The sequence below is a fragment of the Glycomyces mayteni genome, assembly GCF_042428885.1.
In the GTDB taxonomy this organism is placed as follows: domain Bacteria; phylum Actinomycetota; class Actinomycetes; order Mycobacteriales; family Micromonosporaceae; genus Glycomyces; species Glycomyces mayteni.
Window position 1 is genome coordinate 530,682 of the sequence record NZ_JBHMBP010000002.1, and the last position, 23,511, is coordinate 554,192.

A 23,511-nucleotide genomic window follows, 5' to 3' on the forward strand; every position below is an offset into this window, starting at 1 on the left:
ACACTGCGGACGACCGCGTCGCGCGAACCCGCCGCAAGGCATTACTCGCTCACTCGGAAGCCCAGCGTGAACGCGGTGGCGCGCGGCAGCAGGCGGTGCTCGGGGAGCACGCCGGGGCCGCACGCGGCCGAGCCCATGCCCTGGAGGCCCGCGTCCAGGTTCAGGTAGACGCGGTCGCGTTCGACCAGGTCGGTGCGGTGGCGGGCCGCCTCCAGGTCCTCGCTCGTCCACGGCCGCGCGGTGAGCGCGAACAGCGGTCCGCCGTGGACGGTGAGCGCGGGGCCCTCCGGGGCGGCGAGGCGGGCCCAGCGCACGTCGATGCGGGAGCCGTTCTCCTGCGGGAACACGTACGGCGTCTGGAGTCCGGCCACAGTGGAGCGGAACCGGCCGACGCGGGCGGCGTCGCGGGTGTCGGCGTAGGCCTCGCCGGGCCCGCCGCCGAACCACGTGACGTCGTCGTACGCGCGCGGCAGCGAGGCCCGCACGCCCAGGCGCGGCAGCGGGAAGTCCCACTCGCCGTCCGGGTTCACCTCGACGGTGAGCCACAGGACGCCGTCGGCGCCGGTCCACCGGTACACCGCGCCCATGCCGATCTCGGCGCCGGCGGCGGCGACGCGGGTGGTGACGGCGAGGCCGCCGTCCCCGGCGTCGATCCCGAGGACCTTGTGCTCCAGGCGGTGCAGGCCCGCGGGGATCTCGCGCCACTGGTCGGCGAGGGCCCCGTGCCAGCTGCGGAGGTCGTTGTCGGTGGGCGCGCGCCACAGGTCCAGGCGCGGCCCCTCGATCTCCAGGCCGCCGATCGCGGTGAGGCGACCGTACGCGTCGAAGACGGCGTCCCCGAGCCGGTACCCGCCCTCGGCGGCGGTCGCCGCGGCCGAGACGGACGCCGGCGCGGGGGCCGGGGCCGCGGCCAACTGCCCTTGGCCCCAGGCGATCTCGTGCCCGGCCTCGGCCCAGGACTCGTCCTTGGCGAGGACGGCCCGCACGGTCAGCCACCGCTCCCCGCGCGGGTCGGCGAGGTCGCCGATCCCGGCCGGGAACGGGACGATCGCGGCGTTCCCGGGGGCCAGCGCGGGCAGGTCGAGGCGGCCCTGGTGCTCGGCCTCCCCGCCGTCCTCGACGGCCCAGGTGAACTCCAGGTCGCCGGTGTCGGCGAAGTCGCGGAGGTTCTCGACGGTGATGCGCCGCGACCCGGCGTCCACGGTGATGCGGAGCGGCTCGACGACCTTCTTGAACTCGACGAGGCCGGGGGAGGGCTCGCGGTCGGGGAACACGAGGCCGTCCACGACGAAGTTGCCGTCGTGGAGCGGCTCGCCGAAGTCCCCGCCGTACGCGAACCACTCGCGCCCGTCCTCGGCGCGCATGCGCACGCCGTGGTCGATCCACTCCCAGATGAACCCGCCCTGGCAGCGTTCGTGCTGCTCGAACAGGCGCTGGTACTCGCTCATGCCGCCGGGGCCGTTGCCCATGGCGTGCGCGTACTCGCACAGGATGAACGGGATGTTGCGGCGGTGGGCGTCGAGCGCGGGGTCCTTCGTGGACTCTTCGGTCTTGTTGCCGATGCGGTCGGTCTCGGCGTGGTCGGCGTACATGCGGGAGTAGACGTCCACGTACCCCGAGTCCCAGTCGCCCTCGTAGTGGACGGGGCGGCCCGGGTCGCGGTCCTTGGCCCAGGCGGACATGGCGGCGAGGTTCTGCCCGGTGTGGGACTCGTTGCCGAGGGACCACATGATGACCGAGGCGTGGTTCTTGTCGCGCTCGACCATGCGCGCCATGCGGTCGAGGTACGCCTCGCGCCACATCGGCTCGTCGCTGGGGTTGTCGCGCCACTGGTAGAAGACGAATCCGTGGGTCTCCAGGTCGCACTCGTCCACGACCCACACGCCGATCTCGTCGCACAGGTCGAGGAAGCGGCGGTCGGGCGGGTAGTGGCTGGTGCGCACGGCGTTCACGTTGTGCCGCTTCATGACCTCCAGGTCGCGGCGCATCGTCTCGACGGAGAGGGTCCGCCCGTGGTCGGGGTCCCACTCGTGGCGGTTGACGCCGCGCAGGAGGATGCGCTTGCCGTTGACCTTGAGGAGGCCGTCCTCGACCGCGACGGTCCGGAACCCGATCCGCAGCGAGACGCGCTCGCTCGCGGTGGCGACCTCGGCGTCGTACAGGCGGGGCGTCTCGGCCGTCCACGGTTCCACCGCGAGGCTGACCGGCTCGCCCGCGGCGACGTCGATCCCCAGCTCGGGCACGGTGACCCGCACGCCGTCGGGGGCCTCGACGCGGAGCGTGCCCCTGCCGGTGCGGTGGTCGTAGTCGGCGTGCGCGAACACGTCCTCGATCCCGCCTTCGGGCCGGTGGACGAGCGACACGGGCCGGAAGATCCCCGAGAGCCACCACATGTCCTGGTCCTCCAGGTAGGAGGCGGCCGACCACTGGTGGACGCGGACGGCGACGGTGTTCTCGCCCTCGCGGACGTGCTCGGTGGCGTCGAACTCGGTGGGCAGGCGCGAGCCCTTGCCGTCGCCGAGGCGGACCCCGTTGACCCACACCGCGAACGCCGAGTCCACGCCCTCGAAGCGGAGCACGGTGCGGCCGGCGGCGGGCCAGTCGGCGGGGAGGGTGAAGGTGCGGCGGTACTCGCCGGTGGGGTTGGCGTCCGGGACCCGCGGCGGGTCGACCGGGAACGGGTAGACGACGTTGGTGTAGGCGGGCTTCCCGTAGGGCGCCGCCCCGTCGAGGTCGTGCATCTGCCACATCGACGGCACCGCGAGCACGTCCCACGCGCCCGCGTCGAAGCCCGGGTCCTCGAACCCCTCGGCGAGGTCGTGCAGCCCGGCGCCGAGCCGGAACCGCCACTCGCCGTCGAGGCTGAACGCGGCGGCGTCGGAGGCCAGCGCCGCCCGCGGTCCGCGCCGCCCGCTCCCGGGGCTAACGCTTTCCACGTAGGTGAAACCGGTCTGACTCATGAATCAGAATCCCTCTCCAGTAAACGGAACATTCCCGTCGGGCTGCCGCGCTCCAGCACGGCCGCCTCGTCTCGGTCCGACGGGAGGAGTCCGACCATTGTCCGCCATGATCCGGGCGACCGCATCCGCCCAGGTCCGGCGCGCGACGACCGCATAGATACCGTTTTCCATCCTAGGGGCCCCGCCCCCGCGCCGCCACCCCCGGGGTCCCGCGCCCCAGTCAATCGACCGATACACCGATCGCACCGCAGTGCTAGGTTGAGCCCGGCGCGAACCGCGCCCGCCCGCGCCCGCAGCCCACCCGACCTGCGGCCCGTCCGCCCCGAGGAGCACCCGCCCATGAGCGAGCGAATGAACACCCGCGCCGCCCTCGCCGTCGCCGTCACCGTCATCTGCTGGGCCTCCGCGTTCGTGTCCATCCGCGACGCCGGACAGCACCTCGACCCCGGCCCCCTCACCCTCGGCCGCGCCGGCGTCGCCGCCGTCGTCCTCCTCGCCGTCTGGGCCCTCCGCCGCGAAGGACTCCCCGGCCGCCGCGCCTGGCCCGGCATCGCCACCGCCGGCGTCCTCTGGTTCGGCGTCTACATGGTCGCCCTCAACTGGGGCGAGCAGCTCGTCGACGCCGGCACCGCGGCCCTCATCGTCAACATCGGACCCATCCTCATCGCCCTCCTCGGCGGCTGGATCCTCAAAGAGGGCTTCCCGCCCCGCCTCTTCCTCGGCATCACCGTCGCCTTCGCGGGCGTCGCCGTCGTCAGCCTCTCCATGGGCCGCCACGGCACCGCCTCCGTCCTCGGCGTCCTCCTGTGCCTCGTCTCCGCGATCACCTACGCCGTCAGCGTCGTCGTCCAGAAGCCCACCCTCAAGCACTGCTCCTCGCTCCAGTTCACCGCCTTCGGCAACGCCATCGCCGCGGTCCTGTGCCTCCCCTTCGCCCCGCTCCTGCTCCGCCAGCTCGGCGACGCCCCCGCCTCCGCGACCCTCCACGTCCTCTACCTCGGCCTGTTCCCCACCGCGCTCGCCTTCCTCACCTGGGGCTACGCGCTCCGCTACACCACCGCCGGGAAACTCGGCGCGACCACGTACGTCGTCCCCGCGATCGTCGTCCTCATGTCCTGGACGCTCCTCGGCGAGATCCCCACCTGGCTCACCCTCGCGGGCGGCGCGCTCGCCCTCGTCGGCGTCGCCATCTCCCGCTCCGGCGGCCGCAAGGCCAAGAAGGCCGCGCCCCCCGCCGCACCCGCCGAAGAGGTCACGACCACCTAGGACGCGTCCCGCTCCAGCCCGGCGAGGCGGCGCACCAGCAGCGCCGCCTCCTCCGCGCCCGTGCGGACGCCGAACACGTCGCCCAGGAGCCCCGGCACCTCGCCCGGCGCCACCGACTCGGTCACCGGCTCCCGACCCGGACGCGCGACGGTCCACGCCAGCGCGTCGAGGCTGTCGAGCCGGTCCGGGCGCAGCCGCTGCACGAACGGGCGGATCACGAAGGGGGAGCGGTCGTTCGAGGCCACGAAGTGGTTCCCGACCGCGAAGTCCACCGGATACTGCGGGTTCTCGGTGAACACCTGCCGCACCTTCCACCCCGCCGGGCCCTCCGGGCCCTCACCGGGCTCGTGCACCGCCCACCCCTCCGACCCGTGCGTGACCTCCTGCCACCGCAGCAGCACCGGCCACGGCCCCGCCTCGCCCACGGCCCCGTCCACCAGCTCCACCGGCTCCAGCGGACTCGCCCCGAACCCCACGTCCACCAGCCACCGCGCGCCCTCCACGTCCGCGATCAGCATCGCGTGCGTCGCCGGCCGCGGACGCCGCGAGTCCGCCCCCAGCTGCACCCGCCCCGACACGGCCCTGAACGCGAACCCCAGCCGCTCCAGCACCGCCGCGAACAGCACCACGTGCTCGAAGCAGTACCCGCCGCCCCCGCGCCGGACCAGCTTGTCCTGCACCGAAGGCAGATCCAGCGCCACCCGCCGGTACAGGAAGCTGTCCAGCGTCGCCCACCGCACCGTCAGCACATGCGCGCGCTGCAACGCCCGCAGCGTCGCCAGCGTCGGCGCACGGTCCCCGTCGTACCCCAGCAGGGCCAGGTACGCGTCCAGGTCGAGTTCGTCACTGCTCCACATGCGCGAGGCAACGCCCCTGCCGCCGAACGTATTCCGCCCCGCCACCGCCCCGGGCCCGCATCACTCCAGGCCCGCGGCCAGCCGCCCCAGGCGCTCCCGCCACGCCGCCTTCGCCGCCGCGGCCTCCTCCGCCGAACCCAGCTTCGCGACCTCGACCCCCACCACCGTCCGGTCGGACCGCACCGTCAAGTTCGCGTTCACCCGCGACCCGTCCGAAGCGTCGAACCGCACCGACTTCGGCGGCGAAGCGCTGCGCTGCGACAACTCCACGTCCCCCAGCCACACCGCCTGCCGCTCCGGGTCCGCCAGATGCTCGAACACCGCCCCGATCGGCGCCGCCACGGTCCTGGAGGCGCTGGCGCTGAACGTCCCGTCCGGCCGCTGCCCCGGCTCCCGCAGCCCCCGCTCCTGCTCGTACCCCACCGTGATCGACTGCGCCCACCACCCGTCGATCTCGAACTCGCCCACCAGCAGCCGCGCGATCGCCGCATGACCCAGCTCCGCCGCGCCCCGCTCGTCCAGCAGCCGCAGCCACGTCTGCCAGTCCGCCCCCGTCGCCTCGATCAGGGCCTGATCGGACATCGAATCCCGCCGCCGCGCCGTCGCATCACCCATGCGCCCAGCCTAAGACCGCACCCCGCACGGGCGACCCGAGAACGTGATTCCTCCACATAACGGGGGTTTCATCACCTCCCGCGAACAACGGGCAATAAAGTTCCCTCCCATACCGACTCGGAACGGAGCCCGAATGAACCCTGCGCGCCTCGCGGCCGCGGCGCTGGCCGCCACCGCCACCCTCGCCCTCACCCCGGCCGCCGCCCAGGCCGGGCCCCCGGAGGCCCCGCCCATGCAGTACGCGGCCCTCGGCGACTCGTACTCGTCGGGGACCGGCGCGGGGGACTACGCCGACGAGGAGTGCCTGCGCTCCGACCTCGCCTACCCGCGGCTGCTCGCCAACGGCCTCGGCGCGGACCTGCGGTTCGCCGCGTGCTCCGGCGCGACGGCCGCCGACCTCCTCGCCGAGCAGCTCGGCGCGCTCGACGCCGGGACCGACCTCGTCACGGTCACCATCGGCGGCAACGACATCGGCTGGACCGAGGCCGTCGCCGCGTGCCTGACGCCGCTCATGGACTGCACCGGCCGCATCGAGGCGTCCGAGACGCTCATGCGCGGCCAACTGCCGGGCCTGCTCGACGGCGTCTACGACGCCATCGCCGACCGCGCCCCGCGCGCGGAGGTCCTCGTCCTGGGCTACCCGCGGCTGTTCAACGCGCGCACCACGTGCGGCGCGCTCCACCAGCCCTCGGTCGCCGAGCAGACCCGCATGAACGCCGCCGCCGACGTCCTCGCGGGCGTCCTCGACGCCGCCGCCGCCGACCACGGCTTCAAGTACGTCGACGTGCGCGAGTCCTTCGCGGGCCACGCCGTCTGCGACGACGTGCCCTACCTCCACGGCCTGCGCTACCCGACCGCGGAGTCCTTCCACCCCAACGCCCTCGGCCACGCCAACGGCTACTACCCGGCGGTGGCCCGGGAGGTCTAGCGTCGGGCGGGGCGGCCCGGCCGCCCCGCGCCCGCCACGCGTCCCGCGCAACCCACAGAACGAGATGTGTAAATTTCCCGATTTGTTACCGTCGGAGGGTTCCCCGCAAGTTACCCGCGAGTTCACAATATGTGGCAAGTCTTCCCCCGACTCGCGAAGGACCTCCCATGGACCGACTCAGACGATCAACGGTGACCGTCGCCGCCGCCCTCGCCGCCCTCCTCATCGCCCCCGCCGCCGCGCAGGCGCAGCAGACCGAGTACGTCGCCCTCGGCGACTCCTACTCCTCCGGCTCGGGCGCCGGGCCCTACACGGACACGGCCTGCCAGCGCTCGAACAAGGCCCACCCCGCGCTCCTCGCCGCCGAACTCGGCGCGGAGTTCACCTTCGTCGCCTGCGGCGGCGCCACCACCGACGACGTCCTCGCCAACCAGGTCCAGGCCCTCGACGCCGGGACCGACCTCGTCACGATCGGCATCGGCGGCAACGACATCGGCTGGACCGACGCCGTCATCGCGTGCATCACCCCGTTCAAGAACTGCACGCCCGCGATCGAGGAGTCCGAGCGCCAGGCCACCCAGGAGCTCCCCGCGAAACTCGACGCGGTCTACACCGAGATCGAGTCCCGCGCCCCCGACGCGGAGGTGGTCGTCACGGGCTACCCGCGCCTGTTCGCCGCCCGCAACACCTGCGACGCGCTCGGGTCGATCAGCATCGCCGAGCAGGTCCGCATGAACCAGGGCGCCGACGTGCTCTCCGGGGTCATTCAGGCCGCCGCCGAAGCCCACGGGTTCACCTACGTGGACGTGCGCGACGAGTTCACCGGCCACGAGATCTGCTCGCAGACGCCGTGGCTGCACGGGTTCACGCTCCTCGACGTCCCCTACCACCCGAACGCCGCCGGACACGCCTCCGGCTACTACCCGGCGCTCCTGGGCGCCCTCTAGACCGCTCTCCTCCTCCGCAAGGGCCCGGACGCTCCGGCGTCCGGGCCCGAGGCGCGCCGGGGGCCCTGAGACGGAACGCGGGGAAAGCCCTACGCCTGCAACGCGAGCGTCAGCGGATGCACGGCCGCCGCGCCCGCCTCCCGCAGCCGCATCGCCGCCACCGTCGCCGTCCAGCCCGAGTCGCGCACGTCGTCCACGAGCAGCACGCTCACCGCCGGGACCGGGAAGTCCACGGTGAACGCGTCGAGCACCTGGTGCAGCCGCTGCGCGCTGTTCGCCCGGTGCTGACCCGACACCGCGTTCGGCGTGCGGCCCAAGGCCCCCAGGTACTCCATGCGCCCCAGCCGCGCGATCCGCTCGGCCAGCCCGTCCACCAGCCGCGGCCGCGAGAGCGACCCGGTGGAGACGACCGCCGCGGGCCGCTCGGCCCAGTCCCACGCGGCCAGAACTTTGACGACCGCGCTGAACACGTCTTCGGGCACGTCCCGGTCCGCCCCGTCGCCCAGCAGCGCCCGCAGCGGCCCGCCCCACCCGATGTCCGACAGCCGCGCGAGCGCCCGCCCCGGCTCCGCGCCCAGCTCCGGCGCGATCTTCCCCTTCAGGTCCACGCCCATCGCCTGCATCCCCGTGGGCCACATGCGCTTGGGCTCCACCGCCACCCCGGGCTTCGACAGCGCCGCCGCCGCGCCCTCGGCCGCCTCCGACGACACCGCCGACTCCGCGCGCGTGCCCGTGCAGTTGTCGCACCGCCCGCACGGCGCGGCCTCCGCGTCGTCGAGCTCCCTGCGCAGGAACTCCAGGCGGCACCCGTCCGTCGACTCGTACGCGAGCATCCGCTGCTGCTCGTGGCGGCGGGCCGCCGCGACCTTCGCGTACCGCTCGGCGTCGTAGGTCCACGGCCTGCCCGTGGCCTCCCAGCCGCCCTTGACGCGCCGCACCGCCCCGTCCACGTCGAGGACCTTCAGCATCATGTCCAACCTGGTGCGCCGCAGGTCGACCCGCGTCTCCAGCGCCGCGGTGGACAGCGCCCGGCCCTCGGCGGCGAGCACGTCGAGCGTGCGCCGCACCGCGTCCTCGGCGGGGAACGACAGCGACCCGAAGTAGTCCCAGATCGCGCGGTCCTCCGCGCCCGGCAGGAGCACCACCTCGGCCCGGTCGCGGGCACGGCCCGCGCGGCCGATCTGCTGGTAGTACGCCACCGGCGACGACGGCGCTCCCAAGTGGACCACAAACCCGAGGTCGGGCTTGTCGAAGCCCATGCCGAGCGCGCTGGTGGCGACGAGCGCCTTGATGCGGTCGCCCAGGAGGTCGTCCTCGCGGGCGAGGCGCTCGGCGTTGTCGGTGCGGCCGGTGTAGGAGGCGACGGCGTGGCCGCGGCTCCCGAGGTAGTCGCTGACCTCCTCGGCGGCGGCCACGGTGAGCGTGTAGACGATCCCGGACCCGGCGAAGCGCGGCAGCGCCTCGTCGAGCCAGGCGAGGCGGTGCGCGTTGTCGGGGAGGTCGGCGACGGACAGGTGCAGCGACTCGCGGTCGAGCGTGCCGCGCAGCACGAGCGTGGGCGTGCCGGGCCGGTCGAGCTGCTCGGCGATGTCGTCGGAGACGCGGGCGTTCGCGGTGGCGGTGGTCGCCAGGACCGGCACGCGCTCGGGGAGGTCCTCGATGAACGTCGCGATGCGGCGGTAGTCGGGCCGGAAGTCGTGGCCCCAGTCGGAGATGCAGTGCGCCTCGTCCACGACGAGCATCCCGCACCCGGCCGCGAGCTTCGGGAGCTGGTAGTCGCGGAACGCCGGGTTGTTCAGGCGCTCGGGGCTGATGAGCAGCACGTCCACGGCGTCCTCGGCGATGGCCTCGGCGGTGGCGTCCCAGTCCTCGGGGTTCGCGGAGTTGATGGTGCGGGCGCGGATGCCCGCGCGCTCGGCGGCCTCGATCTGGTTGCGCATGAGCGCCAGGAGCGGCGAGACGATGACGGTGGGGCCCGCGCCGCGGCGGCGCAGCAGCGCCGTCGAGGTGAAGTAGACGGCGGACTTGCCGAACCCGGTGCGCTGCACCAGGAGCACGCGGCGGCCCGCTTCGTCCGGGCCCGCCGTGCAGAGCGACTCGATCGCCCTCCACTGGTCCTCGCGCAGGCGCGCGTGCTCGCCCGCGAGGGCGCGCAGCAGGGTCTCGGCTTCGTTCCTGAGCGTTTCGGTGGATTCCCCCATGGGCACCGTTGTACAGCACTGGTGTGACAGCGATGCGGTCGCTAGGCTCGGACCGATGCACATCGACGCACCTATCGAAGTCCCTTGGAAGTCCGGCGCCTGGACGTCGCTGCCGGTCTCGGCCGAAGAGGCCGGGGGGCGGCTGCGCGTGACCGCGGCCGAGGGCAGCGACGCGTGGCGGCACACCGCCTACGGGTTCGTCCACGACAACGAGCACGCGCTCCTGGAGGAGTGGGACCGCGAACGGGCCGTGGAGGTCGCGTTCATCGCCGACTACGACGCGCAGTTCGACCAGGCGGGCCTCATGGTCCGCCTCGACGCCGAGCGGTGGATCAAGACCGGCGTCGAGTACGCCGACGGCGCGCTCCAGCTCGGCGCGGTCGTCACCGACGGCCGCTCGGACTGGTCCACCGCGCCGGTCCCGGAGTGGGCGGGCCTGGAGGTCACGATGCGCGCGACGCGCCTCGCCGACGCGGTCGCCGTCCGCGCCCGCGCCACACCCGCCGACGGCGAGCCCGGCCCCTGGCGCCTGGTCCGCCTCGCCCCCCTCGACCCCGACGCCACCGCCTCGGCCGGCCCCTACTGCGCCGCCCCCTCGCGCGCCGGCCTCACCGTCGAGTTCACCTCATGGCGCCTCACCGACCCGGACCCGGACATCCACTGACCCGCCCGTGGCCGCACCGCTCGGCGAGCTTGGCTCGCGTTTCGTTGCGGCGCTTGATGTCGGACCCCTGGGGTACTTTTGCGCCAGGGGTCCCTTAGACCGGGCAAATCGTGATTTATCGGGTTATGTCAGGTCATCGGTGTCGTCGGGTGCCTCGTCGTCCAGCTCCGCGGCGAGGAGTTTGAGGTCGTAGACCGACATGCGCTGGGTCTTGTCGGCGCGGCCGCGGGTGTTCACCGTCACGCCGTCCTCGCGGAGGAGGTCGGGGACGTCGCGGCCCGAGCGGCCGTCGGCCCAGCGGAAGCCCTCCGAGACCGTGCCGCCCGCCGTCAGCACCCGGTAGGCCCGCGACACGTCGCCGTCGCGCATGTACGCCCCCACCTGCCGCGGCCCCGTGCCGATGAGCTCGGCGAGGTCGCCGTACGAGGTCCAGGTGCCGTCCGGCAGCGCCTCCACGACCCGCTTCACCAGGTCCCAATCCTGCTCGCTCGTCATGCCCGCGAGCCTAACGGCCCGCGGCGACACCCCGACCGGGCCGGGCCCGGCCCGGCAAGCCCCCGGGCCGGGCACGGCCCGGCGGGCGCCGGGCGCCACTGGGCCGACCGCGGCCCGCTACCGGCGCCCCACTTGGTGTTAACGTCGATGCAGACAGGGGAGCCGAATGGCTGAGAGTGCGGAACCGACCGCAGACCCTCACACCTGATCCGGGTAATACCGGCGTAGGAAGTCGTCGTGTGCCGCTGTCGCGCTGTGTACCCATCACTTGAAAGGCAAGCCCATGCCTACCGACAGCACCCTCGACGCCCCCGGCCGCTGGCGCACCGTCGACATCCTCACCTGCGCCGTCCTCGCCGTCGCCTTCGGCGTCGTCTTCTGGGCCTGGAACTTCGTGTGGGCCGGACTCGACCCCGTCCTCGCGTTCCTGCCCCCGCTCAAGGGCATCCTGTACGGCGTCTGGCTCATCCCCGCCGTCCTCGCCCCCCTCATCGTCCGCCGCGTCGGCGCCGGCCTCCTCACCGAAGCCCTCGCCGCCACCGTCTCCGCACTCCTCGGCTCCGTGTGGGGCGTCCTGGTCATCTACCAGGGCCTCCTCCAGGGCCTCGGCGGCGAACTCGGCTTCGCCGCGGGACGCTACCGCCGCTTCGGCACCCCCACCGCCGTCGCCGCGGGCGCGCTCGCCTGCGTCGCCGCCACGATCTTCGACGTCGTCGTCTGGTACCCCGACACCGAACTGTGGTCCTTCCAGCTCCCCTACATCGCCTTCGCCGCCCTCTCCGGCGCCGTCGTCGCCGGACTCGGCTCCAAGGCCCTCGTCAACGCCATGCTCCCCACCGGCGTCCTCGACCGCTTCCCCGCCGGGCGCGAACGGGCCCGGATCTGACCCCGTGATCCCGGTCGAGTTCCGCGGCTTCGCCTGGCGCCACGCCGGACGCCGAGCCCAGGCCGTCACGGGCGTCGACCTCCGCGTCGAGCCCGGCGAGCGGGTGCTCCTGCTCGGCCCCTCCGGGTCGGGCAAGTCCACCCTGCTCGCCGCGCTCGCCGGACTCCTCACCGCCGACGCGGGCGACCAGGACGGCGAGGTCCTCCTCGACGGCAAGCCCGCCGCCGACCAGCGCGGCCGCGTCGGCATCCTCTTCCAGGACCCCGAGACGCAGCTCGTCATGGCTCGCGCCGGAGACGACGTCGCCTTCGGCCTGGAGAACCAGGCCGTCCCCCGCGGCGACATCTGGCCCAGAGTCCACAGTGCCCTCAGCGCCGTCGGCTTCCCCTACGGGACCGACCGCGACACCCACGCCCTCTCCGGCGGCGAGCAGCAGCGCCTGGCCCTCGCCGGGGTCCTCGCCCGCCGCCCCGAGCTGATCCTCCTCGACGAACCCACCGCGAACCTCGACCCCCAAGGCGCCCAAGACGTCCGCGACGCCCTCCGCACCGCCCTCGCCGACACCGACGCCACCCTCGTCGTCGTGGAGCACCGCGTCGCCGACATCCTCGACCTGGTCGACCGCGTCGTCGCCCTCGGACCCGACGGCGCCCTCATCGCCGACGGCCCCGCCGCCCGCGTCCTCGCCGACCACGGCGACTCCCTTGCCGCGCAGGGCGTATGGGTCCCCGGCGCACCGCTCCCGCACCGGCCCGGACGCACCCCCGGCGACCCCGCCCTGCACGCCCGCGACCTCGCGCTCACCCACCCCGGCGCACCGCGGCCCGCCCTCGACGGCGTCTCCTTCGACCTCCGCGCGGGCGAACTCCTCGCCGTCACCGGCCCCAACGGCGCCGGCAAGTCCACGCTCGCGCTCCTCGCCGGGGGCCTCGCCCGGCCCGACCGCGGCGCCGCCGCCGTCCCGGGGGAGCACCGGCCCCTCCACCGCCTGCCCGCGCGGCGGCTCGCCACCCGCGTCGGCTCGGTCTTCCAGGACCCCGAGCACCAGTTCGTCACCGCCACGGTCCGCGACGAACTCGCCTTCGGCCCCAAGCAGGCCCGCTGGCCCCAGGCCCGCATCGACGCCCGCGTCGCCGAACTCCTCGAACGCCTCCGCCTCGCGCCCCTCGCCGCCGCCAACCCCCACACGCTCTCCGGCGGCGAGGCCCGCCGCCTCTCCGTCGCCTCCGCGCTGGCCGCCGCGCCCGGGGTGCTCCTGCTCGACGAGCCCACGTTCGGCCAGGACCGCCGCACCTGGGGCGAGCTCGTGGACCTCACCGCCGACATCCGCGACGAGGGCACCGCGCTCCTCGCCGTCACCCACGACCGCGACTTCGCCGCCGCCCTCGGCGCCCGCGAACTCGTGCTCAAGGACGGGAAGGAAGCCCCGTGCTGACCCTCGCGCCCGTCTGCGGCCCCGAAGCGCCGATCGCGCGCGCCAACCCGGTCGCGAAACTCGCCGCCGTCGTGCTGCTCACGACCGTGGCGCTCGTCGCCTCCGACTGGCTCACCCCGCTGCTGCTGCTCGCAGCCCTGTTCCTCGTGCTGCCGTTCACCGGCATCCGGCCCGGCCCGCTCGCGCGGCGGCTGCGCTGGCTGTGGGTCGCGGCGGGCGCGGTCGTGGTCGTGAACGCGGTCTTCGCGGCCGAGCAGACCGGCCGGACGCTGGTCGAATTCGGGCCGGTCGAGGTGAGCACCGGGGCGCTCCTGGGAGGCGTCGCGATCGGCCTGCGCGTGTGCGTCGCCGCCACCGCGGGCGTCCTCGTGTTCGCGACCACCGACCCCACGGACCTCGCCGACGCCCTCACACAGCAGCTCAAGGCCCCGGCCCGGTTCACGATCGGCTCGCTCGCGGCCCTGCGGCTCCTCCCGCTGCTGGCCGCCGAGTGGCGGCAGATCACCACGGCCCGCCGCGCCCGCGGCCTCGAAGGGGGCTGGAACCCGGTGCGGCGCGCCAGGCTGTTCGCCTCGACCATGTTCGCGCTGCTCGTGGGCGCGATCCGCCGCGCCGGCCGCCTGGCCGCGGCGATGGACGCGCGCGGCTTCGACACCGAGATCCCCCGCACCCACGCCCGCGAGCAGCGAATGCGCCCCGCCGACTGGGCCGTGGTCGCCCTCGCCGTCGCGGCCGGAGCGGCGGCCGTCGCCGTCAGCGCCGCCGCCGGGACGTTCACGCTCTAGCGCTTTGCGGGAACGGCCCGCAGCGGCCCGGCCCCGGGTCCTACTGTGTGACCATGCGACTCACCAAGTTCGGCCACTCCTGCGTCAGGCTCGACACCGGTCAGGGGCTCATCGTCATCGACCCGGGCGTGTACTCCGACCCGGCGGCCCTCGACGGGGCGGACGCCGTGTTCATCACGCACGAGCATCCCGACCACTGCGACGAGGCCCGCCTCCTCGACTTCCACGCGAAGCGCCCCGACGTCCCGATCTACGGGCCCGAACTCCTCGCCGAGGCCCCCAGCGGCCTGGCCTACACGTGTGTGAGCGCGGGCGACGTCATCCCCGTGGCGGGCACCGAGGTCAAGGTCTTCGGCGAGCGCCACGCCGTGATCCACCCGGACCTCCCGCTCGTCGCCAACGTCTGCTACCTGGTCGACGGCGTCTACCACCCCGGCGACTCCCTCACCGTCCCCGACATGCCCGTGCGCACCCTCCTCGCCCCGGTCGCCGCGCCCTGGCTCAAGATCGCCGAGGCCATCGACTTCGCCCGCGCCGTGGACGCCGAGGCCGTCCACCCCATCCACGACGCCATCCTCAGCGACATCGGCATGGGCCTGCCCGACCGCCTCTTCCCCCAACTCGTCGGCGACTCCTACCGCCGCATCCCCAACGGCCAGACCGCGACCGTCTGACCGCCGATCCTATATCCTATAGGAAATAGGATGTACGATCCTCCGGCGGCGGCCGTGCGGCATCGCTGTGGGATCATACATCCTATAGGATATAGGATATAGGATATAGGATATAGGATTTTTCGCCGGAAACGTGCGGCGGCGCCCGGAGCCTTCCAGCTCCGGGCGCCGCCGTTGTTCGGGCCCTGGTTTCCCTTGCAGTGCACCGAGTCTTATGCGCGAGCAGGCGCGGCCGCTTCGGCCTCCTCCTCGATTGCGGGCTGCGAGAACTGGGCCTCGTAGAGCCGCGCGTACGCGCCGCCCGAGGCGAGGAGCTTCTCGTGCGGGCCCTGCTCGACCACCGTGCCGTGCTCCATCACCACGATCACGTCGGCGTCGCGGATGGTCGAGAGCCGGTGCGCGATCACGAAGCTCGTGCGTCCCTGCCGCAGCGCCACCATGCCCTGCTGCACCAGCATCTCCGTGCGGGTGTCCACCGAGGACGTGGCCTCGTCCAGGATCAGGATCGACGGGTCGATGAGGAACGCCCGCGCGATCGTCACCAGCTGCCGCTCGCCCGCGCTCAACCCGCCCTCGTCGGCGCCCACGATCGTGTCGTAGCCGTCAGGGAGCGTGCGGATGAAGTGGTCGGCGTGCGCCGCCTGCGCGGCCCGCTCGATCTCCTCCCGGCCCGCCTCGGGCTTGCCGTACGCGATGTTCTCCGCGATGGTGCCCTCGAACAGCCACGTGTCCTGGAGGACCATGCCGATCCGCCGCCGCAGCCGCTCCCGCTCCACCGTGGACACGTCCACGCCGTCGACGGTGATCCGGCCCGCGTCCAGGTCGTAGAAGCGCATCAGCAGGTTCACGAGTGTGGTCTTCCCCGCGCCCGTCGGCCCCACGATCGCCACCGTCTTCCCCGGCTCGGCCTCCAGCCACAGGTGCTCGATGAGCGGCTCGTCCGGCAGGTACCGGAACGACACGTCCTCGAACGCCACCCGGCCCTCCACCGACGCCAGCGCCTCCGGCGCGGCCGCGGGCTCCGGGGACTGCTCCTCGGCGTCGAGGAGCTCGAACACCCGCTCGCCCGAGGCGACCGCGGACTGGACCTGCCCGAACATCGCCGCGAGCATGTTCAGCGGGTTCGAGAACTGGTTGGTGTACTGGATGAACGCCTGGATCTGCCCGAAGCTGAGCAGCCCGGCCGCCACCTGGAGGCCGCCGACGACGGCCACGAGCACGTACGTGACGAGCCCGAGGAACGCCATGGCGGGGCCCAGGAGCGCCGAGACCCATTGGGCCCGCACGGTGTTCTCGTACAGGTCGTCGTTGTACCGCTTGAACACGGCCGCGCCCTCGGCGCGGCGGCCGAACAGGGTCACCAGCTGGTGGCCGGTGATCATCTCCTCGACGTGCCCGTTGAGCTTCCCGGTGGTGGCCCACTGCTGGGCGAACCGCGGCTGGCTGCGCTTGCCGATGACGCGGGCGGCGAGCACGGTCAGCGGGAGGGTGAGGACCACGACGAGGGTGAGCAGCGGCGAGATGGTGAGCATCATGATCGGGACGCCGATGAGGAACAGCAGGCCCTGCACGATCCGCTGGGTCACCTGGCCGACGGTCTGCGTCAGGTTGTCGATGTCGTTGGTGACGCGGGAGAGGACCTCGCCGCGGGGCCGGGAGTCGAAGTAGGACAGCGGGAGCGCGGCGACCTTCCGGTCGGCCTCTTCGCGCAGGTCGTACGCCATGTACTGGGCCATCTTGGCGATGGTGCGGCCGTTGGAGACGGTGATCCCGAACGTGGCGAGGGCGATCGCGACGGCGAGGCCGAGGATCTTCGCGAGGCCCGCGAAGTCGACGTCGCCGGCGGCGGCGCCCGCGATGACGTGGTCGGTGGCGCGGCCGAGGACCGTGGGGACGGCGAGCATCCCGAGGACCATGAGGACGCCGAAGCCGATGACGGAGGTGAGGCGCATCTTGTCGCGCCACAGGAGCCCGACGATGCGGCGCACGGTGCCGCGGAAGTCGTCCGCCTTCTTCAGGTTCGGTCCGGCGAGGCCGGCGGGTCCGCGCATGGTCACAGCGCCTCCTGAAGGGTGAGTTGGGAGTTGACGATCTCGGCGTACACCGGGTTGTGTTCGAGGAGCTCCTCGTGGGTGCCGGTGCCGACGACGCGGCCGTTGTCGAGGACGACGATGCGGTCGGCGTCGCGGATGGTCGAGACGCGCTGGGCGACGATCACCTGCGCGGCATCGGTGATGTCGCGGGCGAGCGCGGCGCGCAGGGCCGCGTCGGTGGCGGTGTCGAGTGCGGAGAACGAGTCGTCGAAGAGGTAGATGCGGGGCGCGGCGACGATGGTGCGGGCGATGGCGAGGCGCTGGCGCTGGCCGCCGGAGACGGTGGTGCCGCCTTGGCCGAGGACGGTGTCGAGGCCCTCGGGCATGTCGCGGACGAACTCGGCGGCCTGCGCGGTTTCGAGTGCGCGCCAGAGGGTCTCGTCGCTGGCGTCGGGGTTCCCGTAGCGGAGGTTCGCGGCGATGGTGCCGGAGAACAGGTAGGCGCGCTGGGGGACGAGGCCGACGGTGCGGGCGATGAGGGCCCGGTCCATGCTCCTGACGTCGACGCCGTCGATGCGGACGGCGCCGCCGTCGACGTCGAAGAGGCGGGGGATGAGGTTGAGGAGCGTGGTCTTGCCGGCGCCGGTGGAGCCGATGACGGCGGTGGTCTGCCCGGGGCGGGCGACGAGGTCGACGCCGCGGAGGACGGGTTCTTCGGCGCCGGTGTAGCGGAAGGTGACGCCGTCGACGTCGAGTTCGCCGCGGCCGGGGAGGTCGTGGACGGCGTCGGCGGGGTCGGTGATGGTCGGCTCGGTGTCGAGGACCTCGCGGATGCGCCCGGCGGCGACCTTGGCGCGCGGGGCCATCATGAACACGCCCATGGACATCATCACGGAGCCGAGGATGAGCCCGGCGTAGGTGAGGAAGGCGATGAGGTCGCCGATCTGGAGGCTGCCGTCGGCGATGCGCCCGGCGCCGATCCACACGATGGCGATCGAGGTGATGTTGCTGGAGGCCATGGCGGTGGCGCCGAAGAACGCCTGGACGCGGCCGACGCGCAGGGAGGCGGCGGTGAGCTTGTCGTTGGCCTCGTTGAAGCGGTCCTGCTCGTGGTCGTCGCGGACGAACGCGCGGATGACGCGGATGCCGGTGATGTGCTCGCGCATGACCTTGTTGATGCCGTCGATGGAGCGCTGCATGGCGCGTCCGGCGGGGACCATGGCGCGCACGATGAAGTAGATGATCGCGGCCATGATCGGGATGGCGGCCAGGAGGATGCCGGTCATGGGGACGTCGAGGGTGAGCGCGAGCGAGAGGCCGCCGATGGCGGTGATCGGGGCGATCATGAACAGGGTGAGCCCCATGACGAGCATGGTGACGACCTGCGTGACGTCGTTGGTGGTGCGGGTGATGAGCGAGGGAGCCCCGAAGCGGTCCATCTCGGTGGAGGAGAACCGCTGGACCTGGCCGAAGAGGTCGGCGCGGAGGTCGCGGCCGAGGGCCATGGCGGCGCGGGCCCCGAAGTAGACGCCGAATCCGGCGGCGACGAGCTGGACGACGGTGACGGCGAGCATGAAGCCGCCGTGGCGCAGGACGTAGGCGGTGTCCCCGGCGGCGACGCCGTTGTTGATGAGGTCGGCGTTGAGGGTGGGCACGTAGAGGGAGGCGACGGTCTGGACGAGTTGGAAGGCGACCGCGAGGAGCAGCGGTTTGCGGTGGGGCCGCAGGTAGTCGGCGAGGAGGCGGAGGATCGAGGCCTCCGGTGCTGCCTCCTCGCCGACGTCCGGCGCCGTCTTGCGGGGCGGGTCGGCGGGTGGGTTTCCTGTCATGTCGGCGAGCGTAGCACCGGATTTTGACCGGGTACAACTTTTTTCCGGGAAGAATTTTTGGCCGGGTCCACGGAGTGCTGGTACAGTTGCGGGATGGAACGACACCGAGGCCTCCGCGAGCGCAAGAAGAACGCCACGTGGGGCCTGCTGAAGGCCACCGCCCTCCAGATGTTCCTGGAGCGCGGCTACGAGAACGTGTCCGTCGCCGAGATCGCCGCCGCCGCGGAGGTCTCGAAGGCCACGGTGTTCAACTACTTCCCGACCAAGGAAGACCTCGTCATCGGCGGGATGCGCCACCACATCGAGGACGCCGCGCGCGTCGTGCGCGAGCGCCCCCGCGGCACCACCCCGCACGCGGTCCTGCGCGACCGCTTCATCGAGCTCCTGGAGCACCGCGCCCCGCAGACCGGCCTGAGCGACAAGCCGCTGTTCCTCCAGGTCCAGCAGCTCATCCATGCCACCCCCACGCTCATGGTCAGCGCCATGGACTACCGCCGCCGCTCGGGCGCGCTGCTCGCCCAGGTGCTCATCGACGAGGGCCACGCCAAGCTCACCTCGCGCCTGGTCTCCTCGCAGCTCCTCCACACCCAGCACATCCTCGTGGAGGCGAACGTCCACCTGATCCTCGAAGGCCGCCCGATCTACGAGGTGTCCGCGATGGCCGCCTCCGCCGCGCACCACGCGTTCGGGCTCTTGGAGAACGGCATCGGCGACGTCATGCGCCGCGACACCGATCCCCCCGCCCCCGACGCCGCCTTCACCCCCGAGGGCTGCCGCGTCGGCTACGAGCCCGCGCAGGCCGAGGCCGAACGCGTCCTCGAACAGGCCGCCGAGCGCGTCCTCGCCGACCCCGTCGACGACATGCTGGAGGCCCTCTCCGACCCCAACCGGCGCTGAGCGGCCGGTGCGGTTTCAGGACGGCGGTTACGGCTGTGGCGCTTCGTGACTAGAATCCGGCCCATGTCCTCACTCGACCACCTCGTCCTCGCCACGCCCGACCTCGCCGCCACCGTCAACGAGGTCGCCCGTCTGACCGGGACGCGACCCGTCCCCGGCGGCGTCCACCAGGGCCTGGGCACCAGGAACTTCCTGCTCGGCGTCGGCGAGGGGGCGTACCTGGAGATCATCGGCCCCGACCCCGATCAGCCCGCCCCCGACCGGTGGCGGCCCTTCGGCATCGACACCCTCACCGAGGCCCGCCTGGTGACCTGGGCCGTCCGCACCGAGGACATCGACGGCGCCGTCGCCGCCTCCCGCGAGGCCGGGTACGACCCGGGCGAGCCGTGGGAGATGACCCGCCAGACCCCCGACGGCGCGACCCTCTCGTGGCGCCTCACCCTCGACAAGGAGGGCCGCCACCGCGGCCCCGTCCCGTTCCTCATCGACTGGGGGAGCACCCCGCACCCCGCCGCCGGCCTGCCCGTCGTCCCGCTCGTGAGCATCGAGGCCGTGCACCCGCACCCCGAGCGCGTCGAGCCGCACATCGAGGCCGTCGGCGCGAAGCTCCCCATGAAGGCCGCCAACCGCGGCGCGCTCGCCGCGACGCTCTTCGGCGAGTCCGGGCTCGTCGTCCTCATCTGAGACGCGCAGAGGCCCGCGACCGCACTGCGGTCGCGGGCCTTCTCCCTGCCCTTAACTGTCGCCGCTCGACTCGGAGCCGCCCGGCGGGGTCCCGCCGGGGCCGCCCTCGCCGCCGCCGGACGGGGCCGAGCCGCCCCCGCCCGCCTCCGTGGTCGTGTCCACTCCCACCGGGAGCGCGATGGCGTAGCCGCCCGCGACGTCGCCGCTGACCGACGGGAGCTGCGAGGCCCCGCCGTCGTCGCTGAAGATCCCGTCGGTCTCCAAGGACACCTGCGAGAGGTTCTCCACCGACTGCTCGTAGCCCTCCTCGGCGTACACGGTGTCGCACGCGTCCTGCGGGAGCGCGATCTGCGACGTGGCGATCGCGTTGGCGCTGTCGGTGATCGAGTCGACGTCCGGGTAGACCTCGAAGTGGATGTGGGGCCACCGGCCCGAGTAGCAGGCCGGGAAGACGCTCGTGAACTTCACGACCCCGTCCGCGTCGGCGACCTGCACGCCGCGCAGGTAGTTCTCGTTCACGATCGCGTCGGAGTACATCGAGTACTCGCCGTCCCTGTTGCAGTGCCACAGGTACACGGCCGCGCCCTCGAAGCGCGCGTTGTCGTTCGCCATGTCGTAGAGCGTCAGCTCGATCTCCAGGTCCACGCCCTCGGCGGCCGTGGTGCTGTCCCCGAAGCTCGCCCGGATGTCGCTGCGGACCACGCCCGACTGCTCCAGGACGTCCGGGCCGTTCGACCCGTCGCCCGGGTACGGCCCGGCGGTCTCCTCGGGGATCTCCGTCAGGTCCGACGCGTCGGCCGCGGCGCTCGTGTCCGCGCCCGCGGCGTCGGCCGAGTTCGTGCACGCCGCGAGCCCCACCGCGGCCGCCGCGCCGCCCGCGAACAGCACGCCGCGCCGGCTCAGGAGCGTCCCGATGTCGAACTGGAGGCCCTGGTCGACCAGTTCCTCCTCCGGCTTCGCGTACGGGCGGCCCTCGTAGCTCGGCGTCTGGTGCTGCTTCGTCTTCACGGCATTCCTCCTTGGCGGTTCGTCCCTGGAATTCTGGGAGGACAAACCCGGCGACCACTGGAGGAAAGGTCAGAGGAGGATCGGAAACCAGCGCGCGGCGGCCGTCACACCCGGGACGCCTTGAGCGAGTACATCAGCGGCGTCCGCGGCGCCCCCTCCGGCCACTGGAACCGGCCTTCCCGCTGCTCAACGGGGCCGAGATGCTGGAACAGGGTCCAGTCGAACTCGTGGAGGAACTCGATCCGCAGGCCGTTGCGGGCCAGCGCCGAGACGACCTCGCTCACCGGGTGCGTCCACTGGAAGTTGAGATTGCTCTGAGTGTCGGCCTCGCCGTCGGTGTAGGTGCCCGGCTCGTCGAAGACCATCGGCTCGGCGCGGAGGTAGCTGCGCTCGATCCGCGTCCCGGTGTCCCAGTCGAGGACGTCCGCCAGCGGGTGGAACTCGGCGAGGTACAGGAACCCGCCGGGCGCGACCAGGGACGCGGCCGCGTCGGCCCAGCGCTCGGCGTCGGGGAGCCAGCACAGGGCGCCGAGCCCGGTGTAGACGACGTCGAAGGTCCGCCCGCCGAGCGCCTCGGGCGCGTCGTAGACGTCGGCGGCGACGAACGAGGCGCGGTCGTCGAGTCCCAGTTCCGCGGCGAGGCCGCGCGCGACGGCGACGGCGGGTTCGGAGAAGTCGAGGCCCACGACCTCGGCGGCGCCGCGGCGCGCCCACGACAGGGTGTCCTGCCCCATGTGGCACTGGAGGTGGACGAGGCGCTTGCCGGTGACGTCGCCGACCTCCTCGGCCTCGAACGCGTTGACGTCGCCGCCTCCGGCGCGGAACCCGTCCTGGTCGTAGAAGCGGCTGGCGGCGTGGATCGGGACGCGCTCGTCCCACATGGCCCGGTTCGCGTCGCGCCAGGCGGAGTCGGTGGTCATGCGGCCACTCTCGCAGCGGACCGCATGACCGGCAAGCGATTTAGGCGGCTTTGGAGCGCGCGCCGGGGAAGTCGGAGACGAACGTCCAGCCGAGGTGCTCGTAGAGGGCGCGGCCCTCGTCGCTGGCGACGAGGAGCCCCGAGCGCATGCCGAGGGCGTGGGCGTTGAGCGTCAGGGCGCGCATGAGGGTGGAGCCGAGGCCGCGGCGCCGGTGGTTGTCGGCGGTGACGACCTTGTCGAAGACGCCGAATTCGCCGTCGCGGCCCAGGCGCGCGGAGGCGGCGTGGTCGCCGTTGGTGTGGAACGCGCGGGCGACGGTGAGCGGGCCCTCGGTCTCGACGACGAGCCGGTACCCGTCGGGGACGGTGTACGGGTCGGGGGAGAAGACGACGGCCATGAGGTGGCCGCCCTGGTCCATGGTCCAGGTCGCGGGGATCGCGGACCGCAGGAGCGCGTCGGGTCCGGCGATCATGAGCTGGTGGCCGGGGGTGTCGAGGGCGGCGGCGGTCTGGGCGAGGAACTCGGGCGTGTAGGTGTGGTAGACCTTGCGGACCTCGGTGCTGGGCGGGCCGACGGCGACTTCGTAGCCGCCGTCGATCGGCTCGGGCTGGGCGGTGGTGCGCGAGTGGGCGCGGCCGCGGCCCCAGGCCATGACGAGGTCGGGGATCGTGTGGCCGGTGGGGGAGGTGCTCATGGGTGCTCCTTCGTAGGGGATGTGGGGACTCTATTGCAAATATCTTGCAACAAGCCACCGACATCCCGGTCCCCGGGACGTGTCGGACCCATCGCGTAGGCTCGCGACCGGTCGAGGAGGGGGAGAGGGTTTTGAGCGATGCGGTGACGTCGGCAGACGGGCTGGCGCGGTGCCCGTGGGGCGCCGAGCCGGAGATCTACCGGGACTACCACGACGCCGAGTGGGGCCGCCCGGTCCGCGGCGACGACGCCCTGTTCGAGCGGGTCAGCCTGGAGGCGTTCCAGTCGGGCCTGTCGTGGCTGGTGATCCTGCGCAAGCGCGAGGCGTTCCGGAAGGCGTTCGCGGGCTTCAGGATCGCGAAGGTCGCGCGGTTCACGGACGCGGACGCCGAGCGGCTGCTGGGGGACGCGGGGATCGTGCGCAACCGCGCGAAGATCGCGGCGACCATCGCGAACGCGAAGGCCGCCGCCCGGATGGACGGCGGCCTCAGCGACCTGGTGTGGTCCTTCGCGCCCGAGCGGCGCGAGCGCCCGAAGTCCCTCGCCGACATCCCGGCGGTCACGCCGGAGTCGAAGGCCCTGTCGAAGGCGCTGAAGAAGGAGGGCTTCGGGTTCGTGGGGCCGACCACCGCGTACGCGATGATGCAGGCCGTCGGGATGGTCGACGACCACCTGGCCGACTGCCACGTCCCGGAGCGGGACTGAAAAGGGGGCCGCCGCGGCGGCCCCCTCCG

The 23,511-nt window shown here is 72.9% G+C and carries 21 protein-coding genes and 1 riboswitch; of the genes, 11 read left to right on the top strand and 10 right to left on the bottom strand.

Features of this window, described 5'->3' with window-relative positions:
• Positions 1-41: 41 nt before the first annotated feature.
• Positions 42-2,960, bottom strand: a complete 2,919-nt coding sequence (locus tag ACFFXY_RS09105) for a glycoside hydrolase family 2 TIM barrel-domain containing protein (RefSeq protein ID WP_382348691.1) — start codon at positions 2,958-2,960, stop codon at positions 42-44.
• A gap of 339 nt (positions 2,961-3,299) precedes the next feature.
• Between ACFFXY_RS09105 and ACFFXY_RS09110 the strand changes: the two genes are divergently transcribed.
• Positions 3,300-4,226, top strand: coding sequence for a DMT family transporter (locus tag ACFFXY_RS09110; protein WP_382348694.1), 927 nt, complete (start codon positions 3,300-3,302; stop codon positions 4,224-4,226).
• Here the strand turns inward: ACFFXY_RS09110 and ACFFXY_RS09115 are convergent.
• Positions 4,223-5,083 (bottom strand): arylamine N-acetyltransferase family protein, encoded by an 861-nt coding sequence (locus ACFFXY_RS09115; RefSeq protein WP_382348697.1) that lies wholly within the window; start codon positions 5,081-5,083, stop codon positions 4,223-4,225. The genes ACFFXY_RS09110 and ACFFXY_RS09115 overlap by 4 nt on opposite strands.
• A gap of 60 nt (positions 5,084-5,143) precedes the next feature.
• On the bottom strand, positions 5,144-5,698 hold the full coding sequence (locus ACFFXY_RS09120; protein ID WP_382348700.1) for a hypothetical protein: 555 nt from the start codon (positions 5,696-5,698) through the stop codon (positions 5,144-5,146).
• 133 nt (positions 5,699-5,831) lie between these two features.
• On the opposite strand from ACFFXY_RS09120, the gene ACFFXY_RS09125 reads away from it, so the two are divergent.
• Positions 5,832-6,626 carry an SGNH/GDSL hydrolase family protein gene (locus tag ACFFXY_RS09125; RefSeq protein WP_382348703.1) on the top strand — a complete coding sequence of 265 codons (795 nt, stop codon included), beginning with the start codon at positions 5,832-5,834 and terminating at the stop codon, positions 6,624-6,626.
• Positions 6,627-6,793: 167 nt separating this feature from the next.
• On the top strand, positions 6,794-7,573 hold the full coding sequence (locus tag ACFFXY_RS09130; protein ID WP_382348706.1) for an SGNH/GDSL hydrolase family protein: 780 nt from the start codon (positions 6,794-6,796) through the stop codon (positions 7,571-7,573).
• Positions 7,574-7,662: 89 nt separating this feature from the next.
• Here ACFFXY_RS09130 and ACFFXY_RS09135 read toward each other — a convergent pair whose 3' ends face one another.
• Positions 7,663-9,774 carry a RecQ family ATP-dependent DNA helicase gene (locus ACFFXY_RS09135; RefSeq protein ID WP_382348709.1) on the bottom strand — a complete coding sequence of 704 codons (2,112 nt, stop codon included), beginning with the start codon at positions 9,772-9,774 and terminating at the stop codon, positions 7,663-7,665.
• Between the two features lie 55 nt (positions 9,775-9,829).
• Between ACFFXY_RS09135 and ACFFXY_RS09140 the strand changes: the two genes are divergently transcribed.
• Positions 9,830-10,438 carry a DUF1349 domain-containing protein gene (locus tag ACFFXY_RS09140; protein ID WP_382348712.1) on the top strand — a complete coding sequence of 203 codons (609 nt, stop codon included), beginning with the start codon at positions 9,830-9,832 and terminating at the stop codon, positions 10,436-10,438.
• A gap of 123 nt (positions 10,439-10,561) precedes the next feature.
• On the opposite strand, the gene ACFFXY_RS09145 is transcribed toward ACFFXY_RS09140, so the two are convergent.
• The gene (locus ACFFXY_RS09145; RefSeq protein ID WP_382348715.1) at positions 10,562-10,933 is read right to left on the bottom strand and encodes an MGMT family protein; all 372 of its coding nucleotides are present in this window, start codon (positions 10,931-10,933) and stop codon (positions 10,562-10,564) included.
• A gap of 145 nt (positions 10,934-11,078) precedes the next feature.
• Positions 11,079-11,181, top strand: a riboswitch (TPP riboswitch).
• A gap of 35 nt (positions 11,182-11,216) precedes the next feature.
• Between ACFFXY_RS09145 and ACFFXY_RS09150 the strand changes: the two genes are divergently transcribed.
• The 4 genes from ACFFXY_RS09150 to ACFFXY_RS09165 are packed head-to-tail and all read left to right on the top strand — an operon-like array spanning position 11,217 to position 14,713.
• Entirely contained in the window at positions 11,217-11,819 is a 603-nt protein-coding gene (locus ACFFXY_RS09150; RefSeq protein WP_382348718.1) for an ECF transporter S component, read from the top strand.
• Positions 11,820-11,823: 4 nt separating this feature from the next.
• A complete protein-coding gene (locus tag ACFFXY_RS09155; protein WP_382348721.1) occupies positions 11,824-13,254 on the top strand; it encodes an ABC transporter ATP-binding protein in 1,431 nt (476 codons plus the stop codon).
• The gene (locus ACFFXY_RS09160) at positions 13,248-14,039 is read left to right on the top strand and encodes an energy-coupling factor transporter transmembrane component T family protein (RefSeq protein WP_382348724.1); all 792 of its coding nucleotides are present in this window, start codon (positions 13,248-13,250) and stop codon (positions 14,037-14,039) included. Before ACFFXY_RS09155 ends, ACFFXY_RS09160 begins: the two co-directional genes overlap by 7 nt.
• 53 nt (positions 14,040-14,092) lie before the next feature.
• The gene (locus tag ACFFXY_RS09165; RefSeq protein ID WP_382348727.1) at positions 14,093-14,713 is read left to right on the top strand and encodes an MBL fold metallo-hydrolase; all 621 of its coding nucleotides are present in this window, start codon (positions 14,093-14,095) and stop codon (positions 14,711-14,713) included.
• Between the two features lie 212 nt (positions 14,714-14,925).
• Here the strand turns inward: ACFFXY_RS09165 and ACFFXY_RS09170 are convergent, their stop codons facing one another.
• Both ACFFXY_RS09170 and ACFFXY_RS09175 read right to left on the bottom strand, forming a co-directional pair.
• Complete coding sequence (locus ACFFXY_RS09170; protein ID WP_382348730.1) at positions 14,926-16,764, bottom strand: ABC transporter ATP-binding protein; 1,839 nt, start codon at positions 16,762-16,764, stop codon at positions 14,926-14,928.
• A 2-nt stretch (positions 16,765-16,766) separates the two neighbouring features.
• Complete coding sequence (locus ACFFXY_RS09175) at positions 16,767-18,575, bottom strand: ABC transporter ATP-binding protein (protein WP_382348733.1); 1,809 nt, start codon at positions 18,573-18,575, stop codon at positions 16,767-16,769.
• Between the two features lie 93 nt (positions 18,576-18,668).
• Here ACFFXY_RS09175 and ACFFXY_RS09180 point away from each other — a divergent pair, with 93 nt between their 5' ends.
• Both ACFFXY_RS09180 and ACFFXY_RS09185 read left to right on the top strand, forming a co-directional pair.
• Positions 18,669-19,472: a TetR/AcrR family transcriptional regulator gene (locus ACFFXY_RS09180; protein WP_382348736.1), complete on the top strand. Its 804-nt coding sequence runs from the start codon at positions 18,669-18,671 to the stop codon at positions 19,470-19,472.
• 63 nt (positions 19,473-19,535) lie between these two features.
• The gene (locus tag ACFFXY_RS09185; RefSeq protein WP_382348739.1) at positions 19,536-20,156 is read left to right on the top strand and encodes a VOC family protein; all 621 of its coding nucleotides are present in this window, start codon (positions 19,536-19,538) and stop codon (positions 20,154-20,156) included.
• 51 nt (positions 20,157-20,207) lie between these two features.
• On the opposite strand, the gene ACFFXY_RS09190 is transcribed toward ACFFXY_RS09185, so the two are convergent.
• From ACFFXY_RS09190 to ACFFXY_RS09200, 3 genes are all read right to left on the bottom strand, one after another.
• Positions 20,208-21,164: an intradiol ring-cleavage dioxygenase gene (locus ACFFXY_RS09190; protein ID WP_382348742.1), complete on the bottom strand. Its 957-nt coding sequence runs from the start codon at positions 21,162-21,164 to the stop codon at positions 20,208-20,210.
• Between the two features lie 104 nt (positions 21,165-21,268).
• Positions 21,269-22,084: a class I SAM-dependent methyltransferase gene (locus ACFFXY_RS09195; RefSeq protein ID WP_382348745.1), complete on the bottom strand. Its 816-nt coding sequence runs from the start codon at positions 22,082-22,084 to the stop codon at positions 21,269-21,271.
• A 40-nt stretch (positions 22,085-22,124) separates the two neighbouring features.
• Positions 22,125-22,778 carry a GNAT family N-acetyltransferase gene (locus ACFFXY_RS09200; RefSeq protein ID WP_382348748.1) on the bottom strand — a complete coding sequence of 218 codons (654 nt, stop codon included), beginning with the start codon at positions 22,776-22,778 and terminating at the stop codon, positions 22,125-22,127.
• A 131-nt stretch (positions 22,779-22,909) separates the two neighbouring features.
• Here ACFFXY_RS09200 and ACFFXY_RS09205 point away from each other — a divergent pair, with 131 nt between their 5' ends.
• Positions 22,910-23,482 carry a DNA-3-methyladenine glycosylase I gene (locus tag ACFFXY_RS09205; protein WP_382348751.1) on the top strand — a complete coding sequence of 191 codons (573 nt, stop codon included), beginning with the start codon at positions 22,910-22,912 and terminating at the stop codon, positions 23,480-23,482.
• Positions 23,483-23,511 lie beyond the last annotated feature (29 nt).

Coding starts and splice junctions, on each gene's coding strand:
- ACFFXY_RS09180 (WP_382348736.1), top strand. CDS start 18,669: ATGGAACGACACCGAGGCCTCCGCGAGCGCAAGAAGAACGCCACGTGG.
- ACFFXY_RS09200 (WP_382348748.1), bottom strand. CDS start 22,778: ATGAGCACCTCCCCCACCGGCCACACGATCCCCGACCTCGTCATGGCC.
- ACFFXY_RS09130 (WP_382348706.1), top strand. CDS start 6,794: ATGGACCGACTCAGACGATCAACGGTGACCGTCGCCGCCGCCCTCGCC.
- ACFFXY_RS09105 (WP_382348691.1), bottom strand. CDS start 2,960: ATGAGTCAGACCGGTTTCACCTACGTGGAAAGCGTTAGCCCCGGGAGC.
- ACFFXY_RS09125 (WP_382348703.1), top strand. CDS start 5,832: ATGAACCCTGCGCGCCTCGCGGCCGCGGCGCTGGCCGCCACCGCCACC.
- ACFFXY_RS09145 (WP_382348715.1), bottom strand. CDS start 10,933: ATGACGAGCGAGCAGGATTGGGACCTGGTGAAGCGGGTCGTGGAGGCG.
- ACFFXY_RS09110 (WP_382348694.1), top strand. CDS start 3,300: ATGAGCGAGCGAATGAACACCCGCGCCGCCCTCGCCGTCGCCGTCACC.
- ACFFXY_RS09175 (WP_382348733.1), bottom strand. CDS start 18,575: ATGACAGGAAACCCACCCGCCGACCCGCCCCGCAAGACGGCGCCGGAC.
- ACFFXY_RS09185 (WP_382348739.1), top strand. CDS start 19,536: ATGTCCTCACTCGACCACCTCGTCCTCGCCACGCCCGACCTCGCCGCC.
- ACFFXY_RS09195 (WP_382348745.1), bottom strand. CDS start 22,084: ATGACCACCGACTCCGCCTGGCGCGACGCGAACCGGGCCATGTGGGAC.
- ACFFXY_RS09115 (WP_382348697.1), bottom strand. CDS start 5,083: ATGTGGAGCAGTGACGAACTCGACCTGGACGCGTACCTGGCCCTGCTG.
- ACFFXY_RS09170 (WP_382348730.1), bottom strand. CDS start 16,764: ATGCGCGGACCCGCCGGCCTCGCCGGACCGAACCTGAAGAAGGCGGAC.
- ACFFXY_RS09165 (WP_382348727.1), top strand. CDS start 14,093: ATGCGACTCACCAAGTTCGGCCACTCCTGCGTCAGGCTCGACACCGGT.
- ACFFXY_RS09135 (WP_382348709.1), bottom strand. CDS start 9,774: ATGGGGGAATCCACCGAAACGCTCAGGAACGAAGCCGAGACCCTGCTG.
- ACFFXY_RS09150 (WP_382348718.1), top strand. CDS start 11,217: ATGCCTACCGACAGCACCCTCGACGCCCCCGGCCGCTGGCGCACCGTC.
- ACFFXY_RS09140 (WP_382348712.1), top strand. CDS start 9,830: ATGCACATCGACGCACCTATCGAAGTCCCTTGGAAGTCCGGCGCCTGG.
- ACFFXY_RS09120 (WP_382348700.1), bottom strand. CDS start 5,698: ATGGGTGATGCGACGGCGCGGCGGCGGGATTCGATGTCCGATCAGGCC.